Source organism: Psychroserpens algicola (assembly GCF_014526325.1).
Taxonomy (GTDB): domain Bacteria; phylum Bacteroidota; class Bacteroidia; order Flavobacteriales; family Flavobacteriaceae; genus Psychroserpens; species Psychroserpens algicola.
On sequence record NZ_JACNMJ010000001.1, the window covers coordinates 415,216 to 436,258 of the forward strand.

Consider the following 21,043-nt stretch of genomic DNA (forward strand, 5'->3'; position numbering starts at 1 on the left):
TTGTTAGGTCAAAAGTAGTCTCATTGACGTTTGAAAATTGTTTATTTAGTTTATCTAACACTTAGTGTAGACGAATGGTAGATTGCTGTAGACGACCGATAAATGCCTCACTGTTATAATTATATATATTTACAATATCTAATTAGCTTAAGCTTAAATGAAAGAAACCACAAATAAATATTTAATCGCAGCACTGCTTTTAGGGTTAACATTTCATGGGACTTCCATCTTTTTTACTTTGGAATCTACCTACGATGCACTAATCCATTTGTTTTTCGCTGATCATTATGCCAACAGCTGGTTTGAGCCATGGAATTATAAGTGGTATACCGGATTTACTGTTATGAGTTATCCACCTTTAGTACACCAAAGTATTGCCTTATTCTCTATTATTGGAGGTCTGAAATTTGGCTTGTTTTCGGTTGCATTAATAAGCATTATCTTATTTATTACTGGTGTATACCGATTTTCATTACTTCTAACTGGACACAAAACAGTAGCAGGATATGCTGCCTTACTTGCTGTATTTTCTTCATCATTTGTTGAAACATTACATGTATTTGGACAATTGCCTAGTATTATCGGTATTTCTATTTTAATGCATGCATTACCTGAAATATACCTTTGGTTAAAAACAGGTAAATATTGGTATTTGGCTACATCATTATCTCTTATTTCGGTAACAGTAACATCCCATCATGTCACTCCTATATTTGGAATGGTCTTTTTCATTTTTCCACTTATTGGAATGGTGATAATGGATGTCGCAAAAGAAACATCCGGATCGATTAAAAGTGTAAATTTCAAAGTGTTTTTAAATAGTTTTCTCAAACTTTTTAAACGTATTATTAGCTTCGGGATTCTATCACTAATCATTATCATTGGTTGTATTCTTCCTTATTGGATTAACTCTAAAAACAACCCAATAACTCAAGTTCCAATTCCGCATGGTTCACGAGACAACTTTCTTGAGGTTACATCATCAGGACTGGTTTTTTTCTTAATTCCTTGGGGCGTCTTGCTTATTCTTTTACCTTATATTTTTTATAGATACTATAGTAAACGCTATCTCTTTTTTGGTCTGTCCATAACAATTCTGACTGTTTTGGGTACAGGAGGCAGCACTCCAATTCCGCGAATCGTTTTAGGTGAAACGGCTTTTAACATATTAACCCTAGATCGATTTACGCTTTGGGCATCCATTATGTCATTGCCTTTATTAGGAGAATTTGCTTATCGTTTCATCCAAGGGGATTTAAAAACTCTAATTCAAACAAAATTTGGTGCAGTTTACCATAGAATCTCAGGTGGCATCCTAGCGGGACTTTTTATATTCATGACCATTTTCACCATGAGTTTAGGATACTTTAGACCTTCGCAACCTCAACAAATTAAAATGCTACCGATAGTTAATTTCTTAAATCAGGATGATCATGATAAATGGCGTTTTTTAACCTTAGGTTTTGGAGATCAAATGGCTTGGCTAAGTGCACAAACGAATGCAATGACTGTAGATGGAAATTATCATTCTGCAAGACGCCTTCCAGAATTAACCACAAGACCTATTGAGCGCTTAGAAAACTCAAAATTTAAAGGTGTCGCAGGTATTGGATCTTTGCAACAATTTTTAACTACACCTGAAAAATATAATCTCAAATACATATTTTCTAACGACAAATTCTATGATCCAATTCTTTATTTCTGTGGGTGGCAACGTTTACAGCAATTGGAAAACGGGATTATGGTTTGGGAACGATTAAATGTGCCTCCAGTGTCATCCATTTTACCAAAAGAAGATGTTTCAAAATGGCAAAAATTACTTTGGGGAATTGTACCACTCCTCACTGTTTTAATTGCTTTTATATTAAATATTCAAATGCTTTGGGTACATGCTTTAAAAACTAAAATTAAGAAAGCTCCAGTATTTTTCAGCTTTAAAAAAGAGTATTCAAAATTCTCAAATACCATTCTTAAACTTACACATCTTTGGTCAGTTATACTGGCTATTTTACTTTGTTTTTGCGTCTATCAGTTTTACATAAAGAATGACTCACAACGCAGTCCGGAAAATGCAATTATGGCCTACTATGACGCCTTAGATTTTAAAGAATTTGAAAGTGCTTACAATTTAATTAATCCAAAAAGCAATAAGACCATCAGGCAGTATATGCTGGAGGTTTCGGTTACCGACGGACTCTTAAGCAGCTATGCCAAATTGGATGCTATAAGTTCTGAAATTATCAACCAGAATGACAGTTTAGCACAAGCCAAAGTCATAACCCATTGGATTACACCTCTTGAAAAAATACAAAGAATAGATTATAAATCGCTGACAAAGCAAAACGGGAAATGGTTTTTAGAACCTGATGATATTGACACCGACTTACCGCCAGACCAGCTTTACTCAAATGCTACGACTAGCTATTTTAATCAAGGACGCAGAAGGATTACAACCGAACAAACTCATCATGAAGATGTTTTAAAACAACCCGTTTTAGAAGTCCTTTCTGCCAAACTCGTCAAATACAATACACACTACGCTATTATAGGCGAAGTACAAAATATAGATAATGTTCCAGCAGATATTGTTTTAAAAGGCACCTTATATGATGCTAATCATAAAGAACTGGCCACTTATAATGCCAAATATCATATGAAACATAAACTGATGCCGAAAGAAACCACCAGTTTTAAAATCAATTTTGAAGGCATCGCCTGGTCTAAAACTAAAGACTCGATACCACATACATTCAACCCAGATGAGTTTACACCTGTAGAATTAGAACATCAACCTATTACATTTAATATTCAGGCTGCTGGCAATGTTTCTGGATCTGATTTATATAAAAACGTAGTATTGAGTGATATTAATTTTAGTGAAGATTATATGTATGGTACTTTATTTAATAGTGGTCTCCAAGAAATCACTGTACCTCAACTTCTGATAAGTTATTATGACGAAAATAAATCCATAGTATGGGTGGATCACTTGTTTATTAAGGAAGGTATAAGACAGCAAAGGCAACAAGGATTTCAATATGATTTGATATCTAATACTACCATCAAAATCATTAATGAAAGTATGGAAAACATTTATGTTAATGGGTTACCAAATGAGCCCATTTCCAATAAAATAGTTCCTGATAGAATTGAAAAACATCTCAATTTAGAATTACAACAAATCAATCATCCAGATTTTAGCTACATAAAAGTTGAAACAAACACTTATATTGGAAACCCAAACTAATGCAATTAAAACATATATACATAGGATTTTTAGGTTTGATAGTATTGTCATCATTTGCTATGATTCAAGACGACAACATAATCCTTGACCTCAAACTATTAACGACACAAACAGAATTCGAATCTGGAAGTTCGATTACCTTAAAATTCTCAACTTCTAAAATGTCAGACCTCATACTGTATTGTTCTTCTAGTTACGGAACAACTTTATTGTCTCCTAAAGTTGAAAAATCTACGATTACATATACTATTCCTGATCATATTAGCAATAAAAGTGGACAAGTACAATGGCAACTTATAAATGGTAATAACAGTTTATCCGGACAATTTAATATCATTCCTAAATCAGATGTTGCCACCATGGAAACATATATTGGTCCGCCAAGCATTGAAGCTGGAGGAACAGATTATACGATGTTAGTCGTGATACCTACAGATCGTCTGGATAATCCTTTACCTAAAAACACCTTAGTCAATGCAAAGCATCAGTTTTTATCATCTCAATTTTCTGACAGTATTACAACGAATCATATCATTGCTTATAAAACTATTTATTCCAAAAATGAAAGTGGACGAATACTTGTTTCGTCAGAAAGTTCAAACACCAATTCTAAAGAATATTCAATTACAGTATTTCCGGCCATACCGACTCATTTCAAAATTTCAGCAAAGCAACCTCATAATTATGCAGATGGCAATCAAGTGACAACTTTTGAAACATCTGTTATAAGAGATAAACTAAACAATATTGTAAGTGATGGGACTTATGTTTCATTTTTTATTACCAATAGTAAAGGAAATAAATTAAAAACCTCTGGAACAACCATAAATGGTGTTGCAAAAGCAATGATGATTCATCCAGATCACCAAACTCAATGGACTGTTAAAGGTTATGTTGATGGCATCTCAGAAAGTGATCCTATTTCAGTAAATTTCAAGCAGGTTATTGAAGATTTTGATGTAACATTTTCTAATAACAATAGATTAATATCTATCGGACCGCTTCAGAGTTTTATGAATCAACTCATTCCTGATGGCTTTAAAGTAGAGTTGCTCTTATATAAAAACGACAAGCTCTTAAATATACTCACCAAAACATCAATTGATGGTTATGTGAATTTCAATTTAACATCTAATATCGCAACAAACGACACTTATACTATTGTAATTAAATCTGCTGGATTGGAGAAAGCATTTAATACTATAAACGTATGGTAAATCTCAACAGAACCATAATTCGAACAGTTTTAATCGTATCATACATATTGATTATCTCACTTGTTGTCTATGCTATTAGTGCATTATTTGGTTACCTCAATACTGGTGCTGACAGAAGTACAATTCTTCATACCGAACTAAAGAAGATAGAACAGTACAAACCAAAAGTCATTTGGATGCCTCTAACTAATGAAGGCCGACCGATAGATAATGAAAGTCTCAAGGCAATTGAAACTGATTATTTAGATGCATGGTATGTAAAACAAGTGGCCTACAAAACCAATACCACAGCTGGTATAAACGATTATTATACAGATAATGCCCGAAAGAATATTTTTGATTTTATAACACTAAATTCAAATGAAAATATTAGCATAGAATCTACAACTCTTGAACATCATCCCAAGCTAGAATTTTTTAGTGAAGACGGACAATTAGCAGTAATTACCGACAATGATGTCATTGAATATAAGCGTGTTTATAAAGACAATAAATTGGTAATAGAAACTAATGAAATTTCCACATATAAAGTGGTGCTTTTATTAGAAGATGGGTTTTGGAGAATTCGTCATTTGATAAAAGAAAGTACTGAAGACTATATAGTAGAACTCCATCAAATCGCTACCAATCATCTCAATATAAAAGGCATTAATTACTATCCACAAGCCACGCCCTGGGACATGTTTGGCGACTCATTTTCTAAAGATACGATTGCAAAAGATTTTAAAATAATTAAAGAGGCAGGATTAAATTCTGTACGCCTTTTTGTACAATATGATGACTTCGGAAAAGCTAATGTTAACAAAGAAAAACTCGACAAATTAAAATTAACTTTGGATGCTGCTGAAACGGTAAACCTCGGAGTAGTTATAACCCTTTTTGATTTTTATGGTAACTATGATGTTCTTGATTGGACACTAAACATGCGTCATGCAGAAACCATAGTCTCTGAGTTAAAAAACCATAAAGCCATTATAGCCTGGGACATTAAAAATGAGCCTAATTTAGATTTTGAAACCCGAGGTAAAGCTAAGGTCATAGCCTGGTTGGAGCATATGATTGCTCATGTGAAATCTATAGACAAAGTTCATCCTATCACAATAGGTTGGTCAAATACGCAAAGTGCTTCTTTACTCAATGAGCAAGTCGATTTTATATCATTTCATTACTATGAAGATTTAGACAAATTAGGCACATCACTGGAAGCTTTAAAAAATGAAATCCCGAATAAAACTCTGGTAATGGGCGAATTTGGCTTATCATCTTATGATGGCATTTGGAAACCTTTTGGCGATAGCGAAAAAGATCAAGCGAATTACCATAAAAAAGCCCAAGACATTATTGCGCAACACAATTTGCAATATTTATCATGGACTTTATATGACTTTACTGAAATACCAAAGGAAGTCGTAGGTGGACTTCCTTGGCGTAAAAATGCTCAAAAAAATTTTGGTTTTATAGACGAAAATGGGGCAAAAAAGCCTGCGTTCACTTATATTTCTAAGCCGCAGTAGAATCAAATTCTACTTTGTTTTTAATCGCTTTATCAGCTATTATTGTTGAAAATGTATTGACATACATATTTGAAATTTTTGACATTGGATAAGCTGTAGCGGCTTGATAATTTGTTTTTCCTAAAGCTATTCTGTAAGCTTCATTAGTTACAATGTTTTCTATAGCCAAGGCTAAACTCGATACAGAGTTAGGGTCAAAAAATTCACCTAAATATCCCTCATCTTTAACTAGTAAAGCTAAATCTCCTAAGTCTGGCATCACAACTGCTTTGCCATAACTTCCTGCCTGATGCAAAACTCCTGAGCTTCCTGTTGTTGACGTATACGGAAACACAACCACTGCGCTTTCATGAAATAAAGTTGGTACTTCATGTTCTTCAACATAACCTGTAAAACGAACTTTAGGCACATGCTTATAATTTTCTTCAACTTGAGCTAAATATCCAGGCACATTTGGATTATCAGTTCCTGCAATAACAACTTCCAAATCTAATCCTGTCGATGCTCTAACCATCTCTACAGCCTCGATCATAGCTTCTACTTTTTTATAAGTTCCAAACTTTCCAAAAGTCATGACTTGCATTGGTCCTTCTGGAATGGTGTAATCTGGTTGTGTATTTGAAATTTCAAAAGTTCCGTGTGGAATTAATTTCACATTGTTAGCTTTATATTTTTCTTCTAAAATCGTTACATATTTTTGCATGGTTACTGCAACTGTATCAGACTGTAGTATTAATTTGGTTAAGCTTGTTCCTATAAAACCATATACTTTTTGCATTAGTCTATTTGTTGTAAATCCTGCAGATCCTAAATCGACTTCCTCTAAAATATTATGAAGTAATACAATGTTTGGAATCCCTTTTAATTTACAAACTAATGGTAACATTAACCCTAAAGCTGCAGCAATTTTTTTATCGCCAAACTTCATAAACTGCATATTAAATAAGACAGCGTCTGGTTGCGTAGCATTAATCGCTTTGGTAACATTTATAATGTTTGTATAACTATTAAATGACCAACACTCATTAACTGTTACTGTACAACCGTCTTCAGTAAAAGCGATGTCTTTTGCGCCTTCAGTTTTATCAGTTAATAAAATAATTTCGGTAATAGACTGGTGTTGTCTAAAATGCTTAACTAAGTGATAAGCATATTCATTTAATGTCACTTTACTTGGTGGATATGCTGTTACAATTGCTAGTTTCATGGGAATAAATTTTTAAAGTATTTATTAATTATACTACAAATTTGCACTATAATATCTAGTAAAATAGATGTCTATAGATAAGGCGCTGTTTACTGTAGGTGAATGGAATAAAAGTTTCGATTTAGATTTTGTTAGCTTTTGATTTTGAATCAAAAAAGAAATAGATTATTTGGAATATGAGAAGTAGTAGCATGGCTATAATTTGTACATGTACCACTTGCTCTAAATTCTTATGAAAGAACACGACTAGAGCCATTTGCAGCATTCCGAAGAGCCCTGAGAAAATAACAGGAATATAGCGATCTAACGACAAATAATAATATGCAAAAATGTTTGAGATTGCAAAGAGTCCGGTTGCCAAAGCATATTTCCAAAGAAACGGAGCCATGGCTAAATAATGTTCTCCAAATAATAAAGTGATTCCTGTTTCAGGAAATAAAGCGCAGATAAAAATAATTACTGATGCTATCACAGCAATATATCCAACATACTTAAATAATATCGGAGTTGTTGCTTTTCCTTCCTTTTTCAATCGAACAACTGTTGGTAATAATAACATTACAAACATCCAGGCAATAAAATAAACGATACGGCCAATAAGTGCCAAGGACGCATATAAACCTGCCTCATAAGATTCAAAATAGTGCTTTACTAATAGAATATCACTGTTGTTGATAATGATTTGTGTGAGCTCATAAAAAGCTGTAATGATAAAAAAGCTACGGACTTGTTTCGATTGATTTGCTTTTAAACGTATTGAGGTTTTGAAGCGTAAATTTTTAAACTTAAATGGAATTAACCCAAAACCAAAAGAGATTAAAATCCCTAAAGCAATCACTACAGAAGACTGTATATTAAAAAGATAAATCAACCCAATTGTTACCAGTAATCGGGTTATCATTTCTGATTGATAAGTCACTGATAATAGTTTATAGGCTTTTTGACCTTGAAACACGCCACGATTTACACTCATGATAAAGTATATTGGAACTCCAATACCAAATATGACAAACATAAGTGATGATGAAGTGTAAAAAACCTGTTGTAATTGTTTTGAAAACAGTATAATTAATACACCTAAAATTACACCTGTACCTATCGCGTTTTTATAAAGCTGTGAAATAAAACGCGTTAATATTTTATGTTCAAACAGTACTGAGAATTTTGCTGTTACTAGCTGAAAGGTCATCGCTATAAAGGATAAAACCAATAAAAAGGTGATTAAAACTGCAGCATCAGCAAATTGCTCTGGACCTAAAAGTCGACCCAAAACCAAATTATATAAATAATTACCTCCATTAACTAATAATACACTAAGCATAAATAGCTGTTCTGGAGTTAATGTTTTTGATTTAATAGCTGAAATAACTTGCATGTTTTTTATGTTTTGATTTTTAAAATTATGCTGCGACTGAACTCTTATACTCATCATAAATATCTTTACACCCGTTTCCTATAACTGAAAATATATGATTAGAGCGCAAAGCATTAGTCATTACCATTTTTAAAGCCTCAACACCTGTTGCATCAATTGTGTTTACATTATCAATATTTATAGTAATATTTTTCACCGTATTGATCATGTGCTCAAAGTGCATAATAAAGGATTTTGTTGTTGCTGTGGTTAAACTTCCATGTAGTTCAAATGTTCCGTTTTCTTCTAAAATTTGTAAAGCCATAATTGTAATTTTTTAATGGTTATGTGTTTAAATCTGACGCTAATATCTTAACAACTTCTGTGTAAACCCTTTTGATTTCGACGGATGACATTTTACTGTAGATGAATGAAGCGGTATTCATCCGTAACTTGCAATTAAGCAAATCAAACAGATATGAAGACTTTAAAATCATTGATATTAGCCTCCTTTTTATTACTTGTAGTTACGAGTAATGCTCAAAATATGCAGGAAGGTTTTAACCACTTAGAAACTGGTGAATATGCATTAGCAGAAACATTTTTCGATACCGTATTAAAATCATATCCTAAAAACAAAACAGCTCGTTTATGCTACGGAAGAGCTGTGGGTTTAAATGGTGATCCAGAAAAAGCAAATCATATTTTTTTAGAACTGCTGAAAGAGTATCCAACCGATTTTGAAGTCAAACTCAATTATGGTGAGTCTTTATTATGGAAAAATGAATTTAGTGATGCCAAAAGCTACTATGAAGCATTAGTTTTTGAAGCACCTGAAAGTTTTCCTGCTCTATTAGGATTAGCAAATACTTTGTCTAACCTAAAAGACTATAATAATGCATTGATCTATGTGAATAAAGCTTTAGAGGTCTCTCCGGGAAATCCTAACGCTTTGATTTCTAAAAAATATATTTATTTAGGATTTGCTTATCAAAAGCAGCTCGCACAACTTTATGATGAAGCTGAAATATTATTAATTAAAAATTTAGAATTATTTGGTGAAGACAAAGAAACTTTAATGAATCTCGCGAATCTCTACTTAATTAACAATCAGTTAGATTTTGCAAAAGGCACATACAAGCGATTGGCTGAAAACCCTTTACACACAATAGAGGCTTTAAACGGATTAGCTTTAGTTGCTCATTTAAACGGAAAAGAAAAACATGCTTTACAATTGAGTCATGATGCTTATACTAGCATAGATACCAAAACATCTGAAGTTTTGATACAACAAACCACTGAGCGTTACATTCAAGCCTTAATCTGGAATAAAAAATACAAACAAGCCGAACACAGTATTGATGAGTTAATAGCTAATAGTCCAAATGCAAATTGGGTTTTAGCATTAAGAGCAACATTAAATATTTATAAGAGTAACTTTAAAAAAAGTCTTAGTGACTACAATAGAATATTAGAAAACGACAGTACATCATTTGATGGCAATCTAGGAAAAGCGAATGCCTTAAAAGCATTGGGATACTATGATGACGCTTATATTTCAGCAGAAAACACTTTGAAATTTTATGACAATCAAAAGGATGCTTTAAATTTCATCAACATCTTAAATACTAGTTTTATACCTGTTTCAGATTCTAAAGCAGCATACACTTTTGATAATGGCAATAACAGAGCGTTTACATTTAATACTAATGTATCGTTTCCGCTTTCAACAAAATTTAAGCTTTTAGGACGTTACAATTACAGAACAACAAATAATTCGGTTACAAATAACGAAGCAAATTCTAATGATATTTCATTGGGTTTATCTTACCAGTTAATAAATAATATCACCTTTAATGGCACTACTGGATTAACCACAGCAAACACTGAAAGTAATAACTATACCCAACTTTTAACAGATGTATCCTTCAATATTAAACCCTTGAAACTACAAACTTTAGATATTGGCTACAAGAGAGACATTCAAAGTTTTAACGCCGACTTATTAGATCGTGAGATTGTACAAAATAACTACTATGCAAATTATAACCTAAATACAAATTTTAATTTAGGCTGGTTTACTCAATTTATGCACACTTCTCAAAATGATGGTAATAAAAGAAACTTACTATTTACATCTCTATACTATAATCTATTCTCAAAGCCCTCTTTAAAAATGGGGTTAAATTACCAATATATCACTTTTGCAGACCAAGTGCCAACCGTATACTTTAGTCCAGAATCTTTTCAAGCAGGAGAAGTATTTTTAAATTTAATTAAAGATGAAAACATCACTAAATCCAAACAGTGGTTTTACGAGTTAACAGCTGCAACTGGGTTTCAATTTATTGAAGATGGAGAGCGCCAGAGCACCTATCGCGTTCAAGGAAAAATAGGTTATAAATTTTCTGAACGTTGTATGGCAAATGTCTTTGGAACAAGAAGTAATATTGCTTCTGCAACTGCTGCAGGTTTTACCTTTACCGAAATAGGCTTACGTTTTAAATGGCACTTATTTGATGCACCTGTATTTAGAAAGTAAATATTTGGATCAAGGCTAATAGATGGATGATTGTTTGAAGTTTATCTTCATATCTCCTCACTATAAAAGCCAAAATCAAGAATAATGAAGGTGTTCGTTCTTTAACTAACACCTTTTTATCGTTATCTCTGAGGTTATCAAAATAAAACAATGCGCTACTCTAATTAAAGTCATTAGATAAATGTCTATAAATCGTCATTTCTCATGACAACACAAATTTGCATTATAAGATTCAGTGATTTCCATTTGCGGTTAAACACCATTCTAAATTATTAGATCAACCACATCATTACTAAAGGATCTTCCACAAGACAAATCCATTTGATTCAAAGTTAAGTTAGTGATAATCATCAATACCAGTCTCACCTATTGGTGATTGTATTCATTTTATTCAATTCAAAATCATTAGCAATAACTTAATACCATAGTGTTCTTGGGTTTAAGCATCTACTACTTTCAGAGTAAGGTTTTTGTGTCTCTTAAATACAATTATAGACTTAACTAAAATCTTGCTCAACTCCAGCATTACAGTCTTTCATTTCCAGGCAGTATTATCACTATATACTATGTATTTAACGTATACCAGAACGAGATTATAATACCATTTGTAGGTACGTTTTGTAAATACTGGTTCATAAGTTATAAAACAGCGACAACTCTATTGATTAATTAATTGACAGTCAATCTTTCCTGTACTAAATAAAAAAAGGCAAAAGTTTTCACTTTTGCCTTTACTAAATTCAACTTTGCTGCAAATCTCAATGCTCAGTTGAATTAAGATTAGTCTAGGGTTATCTAATAATTAATTTTAATGGGGTATATAAGGTGTCGTGACTTAGTATCTTACAGAAATACAAACCTGCACTCAAGTTATTTCTATCTAAAGTCATTTCATTTGTTCCAGGAGTAGTTTTGTGAGTGGTTTGATACACAATCTTTCCTAATTGGTCATAGACTACAAATTGTACAGTCTCTGTGTGTTTTGCTGAAAACTGAATACTTGTTGATGACGTCATTGGGTTTGGCACAGCAGATAGCTTCGATGTTTCGTCAGCTATATCTTCAACTGATAAAGTATCTTGAGACAAACGTAAGTTTTCTAATGTCAATTCTTTTGTAGTTGTAATACCATCTTCACTTACCATAGTAAATACTACAGTCACAACGTCATCTAAAACGGCATCAAACCCGCTTTCAGACTCAAAACCAGATATTGGTAATACATAATCCTGAATAACATTGTCTAATGTGATATTAGCGTGATATTGTTCTTCCCAGTTAGAAATACTTTCTTTTACAAAGGTAATTTGTAATTCACCTGTACCTCTAGCACTAAATTTCAGACTATTATAATCGCTAAGATCAACCGCCTTAAATCTTGGTGTTAATGCTCTATAAGCAGCAACATAGCTACTTGTAGTTGCTTTTAATACAACGTTTCGTTCTATTGGGAAGTCTAAAACGTCATAGGTATAGTTGTTAGGAATAACAGCATACGTATCAACTGTTGTATCTTGTTGAGAATCGTCGATTCCCCATGGTCCATCAGACATGAATAAATCGTCTGGTGTTGCGATGCCATCACCAATTCTAAATCCGATATCAAATAGATTTCCGGTTTCTAACTGTAGGTTTGTAATGTAATCTTGGTTAAGGTTTATGGTAGAGTTTAGGGCTCCAAATTCGCTTGTTTCAGTCGTTCTAAAACCTGCGTCAAAGGTGACGTTTTCGGTAGCATTGGTATTAATGATTTGTAGGTTAAGGGAACCATTAATATATTTTCCTTTTCTAACGAAAACCGTCGGAGGGATTGAATTATCATAACTTGAGATAGGCTTTTGAACCTCTAGTAGATTTAAGACTTCTTGACCCAGAGCATGTAAATCGTCTATAGCGTTGGTCCAAATTTGAAAGTTGTAAAATGTAACATTTTGTTCGTATTGATCTAGATTCCAATGGCTTTCGATGGCAAAATTTTCGTCATTATTTACCACTTTAGCAGATAAACTCAATACAAACTCATAAGTGCCATCAACATTCTTGATAATAGATTTGATAAATGAATGTCCGTTGATATCAATGGTGTTGACTGAGATTAATTCGGCACCCAGCAGTCTATCACAAATATATTTTGTGTGTTCATAAACGCCATTTTCAGTTTTTAGTGCCATGATTGAAGCTACAGGAGTATTGCTTTCTATATAATCAACTGCATAAATTTCGGTAGCATTGGTAATTGCTAATAAATCACTTGGCGTAGACTCGATAACTTCATCTTCATTAATCACGTCTAATGGAATAAAATCTTCGAGTGTAAATTCAGAATTAGCATTTCTCTGAAAATAGCTATCTAATTTTGTCAAGCGCTTAGCTTTACTTCTATCGAATGTATAACCTGTTTTTGCACGATTAAAGTTTCGTGTATTTATTTGCTCTGAAAGTCTGTTATTACTTTCCAGTCCGCCATCATTTCCACCAGATGTCGGAGGTACAATGACTGCACAATCACCAAAACCTGAACATGAAGGATCCTCACAATCTATAAGTCCGTCGCCATCATCATCAATTCCATTATCGCAAATTTCTTGTAAAACCGGAGCAGTAGGACAACGTGCACCATCATTACTTGAACTAGAAGGACCGAAAGCAAATAAATTAGAGTCCATTATACTATTCACAGCCAAATTTTGAACATTTTGAATGACATAAATCGTCCCTGTTTGATTAGCCGACACATAAAAACGACCGTCAGCATCAAAATAGACAGCACCATAAGTGTAGTTTAACCCAGACAAAATTGGCACTTCGCCTAGAGCTAGTACATTTCCATTAGAAGGATCAATGCGATATAAAATATTACTGTTTTTTTCTACAGAATATAAGTATCCATCAACAGCATTAAATGCCCAATCATGAATATTTATATTTTGAGACAACGTTGTTGTTTCTTGATGTTGCGTGTAGTTTTCAGATTCGGGATTAAGATTAATTTTATAATACGTTGTTCCTCCTCCTTTTAAATAATAAACTCCTGTACTACTTATATCGCCAACATATCTGTTATTTGTTGGTAACTCATCTACATAAAATGTTGTTGTGGTAAAATTTCTACCAATACGAACAATTGATTTTGCAGGTGAAGTTAACGATCCCCAAATAAAACCATCAGCAGGATTGTATGCTGCTGCATTGATATTACCCGACGTGACATCTTGTGCAACTTGATAAGAATTACCTGAAGCCAAATCTACTGCGTAGACATCATTGTATTGAAATAGATAGGCGTTATAGTCACAATCGAATGGAATATCTTGCGCTTTTGTGATGAAACACATCAAGATTGTACTTAATAGGACTAGTTGATTTTTTAAAGTGTAAAGTTTACTCATTATCTGTTTTATTTGAGATTCTGAAGCAAATATATTCTGTTATACACTCTGTTTTTCTGATTTTCGATAGACGTATCTTAGACTAGGTTGGATTGTCTTTTTGTATCGATGAATGGTTTTTAATTATAAAATATATCGACTGTGTTTCATAATCAGAATCACACATGTTTAGAACACTATAATCTGACAACTATAGACATATGACATCAAAGGTGAGTTGTGAAAATAAAAAAGGCAAAAGAATAAAATCCTTTTGCCTCTTAAGTTGCCATTAATCAAACAAACTACTTATCTCGTATTTGTTACAACAAAAGTAAAAGGAATATTATGATACCTATAACAATTTCGACTGTTAGAACCGAAGGCTAGGTAGAATACCAAAAAGTGTCGATTAATGGTTTTATAGCAAGTTTAGACGCTTCATTAATTCTGGTCTGTTAGAACGACTAACAGGAATCACATCCTTTTTAATTAGTACACTGTTATCTTCAATATCAATAATTTTATCAACGTTGATGATATAAGAACGATGTACTTTTAAGAATAAGTCGTTTGGTAATTTCTCTTCGATTTTCTTCAAAGTAGAATGCACTGTATAATTTTGATTTTCGGTTTTTACATGAATATAATCACCTTTAGCTTCGACCAAATAAATGCTTGGAATGTCAATTTTTATGAGTCGGCGGTCAATATTCACATACAAATCATTTCCTGATGTAGATTCTACTTTTTCAGAAGCAGACGCCTCTATTGGCTTATTCGTTTTAGCTTCAGCTTTTAGGATTGCTTTTTGAAAACGATCTAGTGCAATAGGTTTCACCAAATAATCTACAATACAATCGTACTCAAAAGCCTGAATAGCAAAATTAGAATCGGAAGTTGTTAGAATAATTTTTGGTGGATTTTTAAGCGTTTCTATGAAATCAAAGCCTGTAAAATCTGGCATATGAATATCTAAGAAGATTAGATCAATTTCATTTTGATTTAAATATTTTATAGCTTGAATGGCATTTGGAAATTCCTCTAAAACATTTAAACTTTTTACATTAGAACATAACTGACCAATAATTGCTCTGGCTGTTGCTTCATCATCAATAATAATACAATTCATAAAAATTTTACCTCATTATAACTCTTGTAAATAATTAGTCATGATTTGTAAAATAGCTTCAAACTCATCCTGAAGTAATGTTTTATCTTCAAGCAAATTAGTTTCATAATTTACGGCAACATCATAACTTTTCTCAAGGCCTAAAATACTAATTTTATGTTTAAGTTTGTGAACAATCTCAGCAGTAAGTTTATAGTCTTTTGCTGAAATGTTATCAAAATAGACTTGCTTTTCTATAGGAAATTCTGTTTTTATGATGTGGATTAACTTTTGTTCAAAAGCTTGATCTCCTCCAGACATACTATGTATATATGACAAATTAGGTTGTTCCATAACTATTTTTTTAGTGTAAAATAAAATATTGTGCCTTCGTTAACTTTAGAGGTCAACCATATTTCACCACCATAAAGTTCTACAATTTTTCTAACGATTGACAACCCAATACCTGTTGATTGATTTCCACTATCTAGGGTTTCAAAGGTTTTAAAAATCTTTTCAAAATAAGCGTCGGGAATACCTTTACCATTATCTTTTACGTAAAATTGCCAAAGGCTTCCTTTATCTTCCGCTCCAATTTCAATTCGTCCTTTATCTTTATCATTATAATTAATTGCGTTTCCGATTAAGTTTTGGAAAAGCTGCTGAAGTCTGTATTTATCTCCTTTTACAACTGGTAATTTAGATCTAGAAATCTGAATGTGTTCTGGAACTTGAATAATCTTTAATATATCATCAATAAGCGTATTTAAATTGACATCATAAACCTCTATTTGATTTTTACCAATGGTTGAATATTCAAGAATTCCATTAATCAAGGTATCCATCTTTTCGACATTATTCCTAATAAGACGTATCGTTTTCTGACCATTCTCGTCAAAAGCATCACTATAATCTTCTTTTAACCAGGCTGTTAAAGCATCGATACTTCGTAATGGTGATTTTAAATCGTGAGATACCATATGAGCATAATCACTAAGCTCCTGATTTTGATGTGCTAATTCATTTAAAAGCGATTCTTTCTGTTTATTTATTTCTATAATCTCTTTGGTTTGATTGTCAATAAAGTCAACCAGTTTTGACCCATTCAAATCTAAATGTTCAGTGGGTTTATTATCCTCAAGATTATAAAATTTGAGCGTATCAATAACATTTTTGAGTTTATCTATTAACTCTTTCTGCTCGTTTGCCTCTTTTTGTAGTTGCCTGTTAGCCTTATACAATTCATCTGAACTTATAGACATTGCTCTTTGAATCATGGCAGATTGCTCGTCAAAATTATTGTAAGACCTATCAACAGCATTGATGAACTCCTCTAAAGATGTATCATGCTTAAGCTCTTCACTTAAATATTTTCGTATTTGACGTTTGAGCAACGAATTCATTATTCACTTATTAACGTTATCGTCATTGTTTGATTATGTAACTGGCAAGCTATTTCTCCATGAAAAGGTGCAATTTCACCATAGGAATAAAAACCGCTTACTGTAGTATCATCGCCTAAAACTTCTATTACTTCTTCAATTTCTTCTTCTACGCGTTGATCTAACACCAATTTACGACCAATACAACTGACTAAAAAGGCAACTTCTGGTTTGTGTTCTCTATATTCTAAAGCCTGTTTTGCTGCTCGTTCTGATGCGTTAGCAATATGATCGACATTAGTCATCATCAATTGTACTTTTGAGTTTTCAGGAATATCTCCTGCAAGAATTACTGCGTTTTCAGCTTCATTTATATTTAAAATAGACCTTACTATCGATTGACTTTCGTCTTTTGAAGTGACATTTAAAGGATAGAGCAAAGCTGCTCCTGGTAAATCTTTAGCTTTATCACCTAAATAGGTTTTGTATAAATCTAAAGCAGGTTGACCATCTAGTTCGTATAGCGTATTATCTTTAGATTTGGTGACAATTCGTTCTGGACCAAAAGGTGTCCAGCCTCCATGAATTGAAAATGTAATTTCTAGAGATTCGCCATAAAATCCAACAGCTACAATTTCGCCTTCTTTTGGGTTTTCATTATACGAAGCTAATGTTTTTTCAAAGCGTGTATCATCACCACATAAACCTCCTGTAATTAACAGGTTATTTTGAGTAGAAGCAGTCATTCCTTTTGTAAGTTGACTTCCGTTAATAAAACTTCCTTCAGATACGACAAAGACATATTTTAAATCTTTTTCAGGAAATTGTTTTATCAAATCATTTCCTGTTTTAAAACTGTCTAAATCTGCATTTAAAACGTTACTTGTTTTAATAAGAAAGCGGCTTTTTTCAAACTCCATTGCAGTTATGGTGATGCTGTCTTCATTTACTGTACTTGAAGAAATTTCAGCACATGCTGATCCAAATACGATGTGACCATCTGGAAATATAGCTTTTATTTCCTCATAGATAGAATGCTCTTCAAGCAAATATCTATTACCGAACACAAGAACTAATGGTTCATTTAATTTTTGATTTTCACCAACATATGTCCACTGTTGATCTTTATGTTTTACTAATTGTACTGTTTTCATTGTTATTTTTTTAATGTAAAGTAGAAGGTTGTTCCTTTCCCTAATTCACTCTCTAACCATATGTTACCTTCATGCTGATTTACAATTTTTTTCACTATTGACAAGCCAATACCAGTAGAGTCTTTACTTTTATTTAGAGCATGGAATATCTTAAATATTTTATCATAAAACTGTTTTTCAATCCCTATCCCATTGTCTGAAATCGAAAATTCATAACAATCGCTTTTAGATGTAACGTCTATGGTGATTATACCTTCAGGTTTATCTATAAATTTAATAGCATTGCTTATTAGATTTTGAAATAATTGCTGGAGTTTGACCTTATCTCCTTTTAGACTTGGGAGCTTATTGCTAACTGAAATTGAAACATGTTCTGGAACGTACAAAATTTTAATTAAATCATCGACCAAAACAGCAATGTCTACATTGGTTTTTTCATCATTCATTGCACCAATACTGGAGTAATCTAAAATATCTGAAATAAGCAATTCCATTTTCTCTAAAGTACGCTCTATATGATTAAAATTTTGTAAACTGACATCATCTAACTTACCTTTATTATCTTCTTTTATCCAGTTTATTAAAGCATCAATACTTCGCAATGGCGATTTTAAATCGTGAGAAACAATATGAGCATATTCTTGAAGTTCGTTATTACTCTTTTCCAGTTCTAAAAGCAATTTTTCTTTTTGATACTCTAAAGTTTTTAAATCTGTAATGTCTAAATGAATCCCTATAGAGCCGACGACTTCACCATTTAAATCATAGTTTGGAGCACCACTAATTAACCAATAGCGAATATGACCTTGTTTGGTTTTCACTTTTAGTTCATATGAATTAGATTGTCCTTGTTGCCGTTTTTTATTTTCTTCTGAAATAATATCAGACCCACCTTCAATTGGGAATAATAGCCCTGCCTTTTTTCCTAAAACTTCATCTTGAGTATAACCTGACATCTCAGAAAAACTCTGATTAATCATTAAAATTTCATCATCGTTATTGACTTCGACTAATCCCAAATGCATATTAGCAATTATGCCATAATACTTTTGCTTTTGTGTTTCTAAACTTTTACGATATGTTCTTTTCAAAGTGACATCAGTAAAGGTCCATAAAAACCCTTTCGATTTTTCTCCAATGGTTATTGGCATATAGTTACGCTCAAGGATTTTACCATCTAACATCTCTAATTCATCACCAATGACTAATTGCTTATCCTTATCTATAGCTTTCATTCTTTCAATAAAAGCTTCAGGGTCTTTAAATAGCATTTTGTTTTGTTCAGAAGCCGAGGTACAATCTATACCGATTAAATCATCAGGTTGTGCATTGATATTAAACAGGTTACAAAATTTCTTATTAGTTAATACAATGTTTCGGTTTTCATCTTCTAAAACAATACCACTATCAAGATTAAGTATGAGTGCCGCTAATCGGTTTTCAGATTCGATAAGTTTTTCTTCAGAAGCTTTTTGGTCTGTGATATCACGAACAATACCTTGTGCTGCAATGGGTCTTTTCTTTTTATCAAAAACGACACTGGCATTGATATGTACCCATTTAACTTCCTTAGATTTTGTATAAACTCTGGCTTCGTAATCTTTAAAAAAACCATTGGTTTTGAGCTGATGAAACGAATTCATAGCGTAGTCGTAATCATCCTTATAAATCAGATTTTGAACATTCAAGGATTCTTTACTTATATCATAGCCAAATAATTTTGTTGCAGCTTCATTGAGTTTGAGAACCTTTCCTTCGAGATCCATTACCACATATGCATCGACAATATTTTCGAATATACCTTGGAGTTGAGAAGATTTCTCTTCTAATAAAAGTTCTAATTTTTGAGATGTTAGAAATAGCTCTCTTGATTTTTCTTCAAGAATTTTTTCGGCAGCTTTTCTGGCAGCCTTTTCCCGCTCTAGAGCTCGTTTTAATATGTCAAGCTGATCTTGACTCATTAATTTTGTTCAATTATAAAACGTACTTCTGTTCCATCGTCCTTAATCTTTTCTAAAACGATACTTGCAGAAGAATTAAAATACTCAAATGTTTTATTCATTAAGCCCAATCCAAAATGATGCATCGCTCTACTCGATTTATAATCCATTATTAATGAATTTTCGGTTTTTTCAATAACTTCAAAAGTAGGTAATTCGGCATCAGGATAAATTTTCCTCACCTCCACATGAATATGGTTTTCTATAGACGATATCATTTCGATAGGATCTTTGTAGGTCGCTAAAAGCCCAGGATAACTATCTTCTAAGACACCAAAAAAATGTTCGGCATATACCAGTAATAAATCATCAATGCTCATTTTTGTCCTAGTACTTAAATGCTGTAATAATTGAAGCATCTCTGAGAACTTATATGTTCCTACTGCAGTATAAACACCTTGAGATTCTAAATCAGAATTAGTTATGATATGATCTACCATTTCTAAACCAAACTTATCTTCTACTAAATCTAAAAATTCTGTAAATACAATACCTTTCATTATGCTTTTATTAATTCGTTAATACTCCAATAGGCAAATATCTTTTCTATTTTTTTAACATAGTCCTCATACTTCAAAGGCTTTAAAACATATCCTGCTACACCAATTTTGTAACACTCTAATAAGTCTTTTTGATTATTAGACGTTGTTAATATGATTGTTGGTATGTATCTCAACGTTTCATCGCTTTTTAAAATACCTAAAAATTCTATTCCATTTATTTTAGGCATATTTAAATCTAATAAAATTATGTCTGGTAACACTTCTTTTTTCTTTAAAATATCTAAAGCATCTTCGCCATTGTTGGCTTCAACAATTTGATGTTTAAGGTTCAAAGACTTAATTACTCTGTTTAATTTCATGACTTCAATAGTGTCATCTTCAATTAAAAGAACTTTTAGTACATTACTCATAAGGGAGGACATTGATTATTTAAATGGCAAAATA

At 32.4% G+C, this 21,043-nt stretch carries 15 protein-coding genes; 4 read left to right on the forward strand and 11 right to left on the reverse strand.

Features of this window, described 5'->3' with window-relative positions:
* The first annotated feature begins 157 nt into the window (after positions 1-157).
* From H7350_RS01575 to H7350_RS01585, 3 genes are read left to right on the forward strand one after another with little or no spacing between them, the layout of a single operon-like run.
* The gene (locus H7350_RS01575; protein ID WP_204344117.1) at positions 158-3,247 is read left to right on the forward strand and encodes a hypothetical protein; all 3,090 of its coding nucleotides are present in this window, start codon (positions 158-160) and stop codon (positions 3,245-3,247) included.
* Positions 3,247-4,464: a hypothetical protein gene (locus H7350_RS01580; protein WP_204344118.1), complete on the forward strand. Its 1,218-nt coding sequence runs from the start codon at positions 3,247-3,249 to the stop codon at positions 4,462-4,464. Before H7350_RS01575 ends, H7350_RS01580 begins: the two co-directional genes overlap by 1 nt.
* Complete coding sequence (locus tag H7350_RS01585; RefSeq protein ID WP_204344119.1) at positions 4,458-5,978, forward strand: glycoside hydrolase family 2 TIM barrel-domain containing protein; 1,521 nt, start codon at positions 4,458-4,460, stop codon at positions 5,976-5,978. Before H7350_RS01580 ends, H7350_RS01585 begins: the two co-directional genes overlap by 7 nt.
* Here the strand turns inward: H7350_RS01585 and H7350_RS01590 are convergent.
* From H7350_RS01590 to H7350_RS01600, 3 genes are all read right to left on the reverse strand, one after another.
* A complete protein-coding gene (locus tag H7350_RS01590; protein ID WP_204344120.1) occupies positions 5,965-7,185 on the reverse strand; it encodes a glycosyltransferase in 1,221 nt (406 codons plus the stop codon). The genes H7350_RS01585 and H7350_RS01590 overlap by 14 nt on opposite strands.
* 121 nt (positions 7,186-7,306) lie before the next feature.
* Entirely contained in the window at positions 7,307-8,560 is a 1,254-nt protein-coding gene (locus H7350_RS01595) for an oligosaccharide flippase family protein (protein WP_204344121.1), read from the reverse strand.
* 25 nt (positions 8,561-8,585) lie between these two features.
* Positions 8,586-8,864: an STAS domain-containing protein gene (locus tag H7350_RS01600; protein WP_204344122.1), complete on the reverse strand. Its 279-nt coding sequence runs from the start codon at positions 8,862-8,864 to the stop codon at positions 8,586-8,588.
* A gap of 153 nt (positions 8,865-9,017) precedes the next feature.
* Between H7350_RS01600 and H7350_RS01605 the strand changes: the two genes are divergently transcribed.
* On the forward strand, positions 9,018-11,081 hold the full coding sequence (locus tag H7350_RS01605; RefSeq protein WP_204344123.1) for a tetratricopeptide repeat protein: 2,064 nt from the start codon (positions 9,018-9,020) through the stop codon (positions 11,079-11,081).
* A 791-nt stretch (positions 11,082-11,872) separates the two neighbouring features.
* Here the strand turns inward: H7350_RS01605 and H7350_RS01610 are convergent.
* From H7350_RS01610 to H7350_RS01645, 8 genes are all read right to left on the reverse strand, one after another.
* Positions 11,873-14,470, reverse strand: a complete 2,598-nt coding sequence (locus H7350_RS01610; protein ID WP_235989241.1) for a DUF6923 family protein — start codon at positions 14,468-14,470, stop codon at positions 11,873-11,875.
* 400 nt (positions 14,471-14,870) lie between these two features.
* The gene (locus H7350_RS01615) at positions 14,871-15,581 is read right to left on the reverse strand and encodes a LytR/AlgR family response regulator transcription factor (protein WP_204344124.1); all 711 of its coding nucleotides are present in this window, start codon (positions 15,579-15,581) and stop codon (positions 14,871-14,873) included.
* A 15-nt stretch (positions 15,582-15,596) separates the two neighbouring features.
* Positions 15,597-15,914: an Hpt domain-containing protein gene (locus H7350_RS01620; RefSeq protein WP_204344125.1), complete on the reverse strand. Its 318-nt coding sequence runs from the start codon at positions 15,912-15,914 to the stop codon at positions 15,597-15,599.
* Positions 15,915-15,916: 2 nt separating this feature from the next.
* Positions 15,917-16,963, reverse strand: coding sequence for a sensor histidine kinase (locus H7350_RS01625; RefSeq protein ID WP_204344126.1), 1,047 nt, complete (start codon positions 16,961-16,963; stop codon positions 15,917-15,919).
* Positions 16,963-18,096 (reverse strand): FIST signal transduction protein, encoded by a 1,134-nt coding sequence (locus H7350_RS01630; RefSeq protein WP_204344127.1) that lies wholly within the window; start codon positions 18,094-18,096, stop codon positions 16,963-16,965. Before H7350_RS01630 ends, H7350_RS01625 begins: the two co-directional genes overlap by 1 nt.
* Before the next feature lie 2 nt (positions 18,097-18,098).
* On the reverse strand, positions 18,099-20,057 hold the full coding sequence (locus tag H7350_RS01635) for a PAS domain-containing sensor histidine kinase (RefSeq protein ID WP_204344128.1): 1,959 nt from the start codon (positions 20,055-20,057) through the stop codon (positions 18,099-18,101).
* Positions 20,057-20,596, reverse strand: coding sequence for a heme NO-binding domain-containing protein (locus H7350_RS01640; protein WP_204344129.1), 540 nt, complete (start codon positions 20,594-20,596; stop codon positions 20,057-20,059). The genes H7350_RS01635 and H7350_RS01640 overlap by 1 nt, the downstream gene beginning before the upstream one ends.
* On the reverse strand, positions 20,596-21,009 hold the full coding sequence (locus H7350_RS01645) for a response regulator (RefSeq protein ID WP_204344130.1): 414 nt from the start codon (positions 21,007-21,009) through the stop codon (positions 20,596-20,598). Before H7350_RS01645 ends, H7350_RS01640 begins: the two co-directional genes overlap by 1 nt.
* Positions 21,010-21,043: the final 34 nt, after the last annotated feature.

Coding starts and splice junctions, on each gene's coding strand:
- H7350_RS01575 (WP_204344117.1), top strand. CDS start 158: ATGAAAGAAACCACAAATAAATATTTAATCGCAGCACTGCTTTTAGGG.
- H7350_RS01580 (WP_204344118.1), top strand. CDS start 3,247: ATGCAATTAAAACATATATACATAGGATTTTTAGGTTTGATAGTATTG.
- H7350_RS01585 (WP_204344119.1), top strand. CDS start 4,458: ATGGTAAATCTCAACAGAACCATAATTCGAACAGTTTTAATCGTATCA.
- H7350_RS01590 (WP_204344120.1), bottom strand. CDS start 7,185: ATGAAACTAGCAATTGTAACAGCATATCCACCAAGTAAAGTGACATTA.
- H7350_RS01595 (WP_204344121.1), bottom strand. CDS start 8,560: ATGCAAGTTATTTCAGCTATTAAATCAAAAACATTAACTCCAGAACAG.
- H7350_RS01600 (WP_204344122.1), bottom strand. CDS start 8,864: ATGGCTTTACAAATTTTAGAAGAAAACGGAACATTTGAACTACATGGA.
- H7350_RS01605 (WP_204344123.1), top strand. CDS start 9,018: ATGAAGACTTTAAAATCATTGATATTAGCCTCCTTTTTATTACTTGTA.
- H7350_RS01610 (WP_235989241.1), bottom strand. CDS start 14,470: ATGAGTAAACTTTACACTTTAAAAAATCAACTAGTCCTATTAAGTACA.
- H7350_RS01615 (WP_204344124.1), bottom strand. CDS start 15,581: ATGAATTGTATTATTATTGATGATGAAGCAACAGCCAGAGCAATTATT.
- H7350_RS01620 (WP_204344125.1), bottom strand. CDS start 15,914: ATGGAACAACCTAATTTGTCATATATACATAGTATGTCTGGAGGAGAT.
- H7350_RS01625 (WP_204344126.1), bottom strand. CDS start 16,963: ATGAATTCGTTGCTCAAACGTCAAATACGAAAATATTTAAGTGAAGAG.
- H7350_RS01630 (WP_204344127.1), bottom strand. CDS start 18,096: ATGAAAACAGTACAATTAGTAAAACATAAAGATCAACAGTGGACATAT.
- H7350_RS01635 (WP_204344128.1), bottom strand. CDS start 20,057: ATGAGTCAAGATCAGCTTGACATATTAAAACGAGCTCTAGAGCGGGAA.
- H7350_RS01640 (WP_204344129.1), bottom strand. CDS start 20,596: ATGAAAGGTATTGTATTTACAGAATTTTTAGATTTAGTAGAAGATAAG.
- H7350_RS01645 (WP_204344130.1), bottom strand. CDS start 21,009: ATGAGTAATGTACTAAAAGTTCTTTTAATTGAAGATGACACTATTGAA.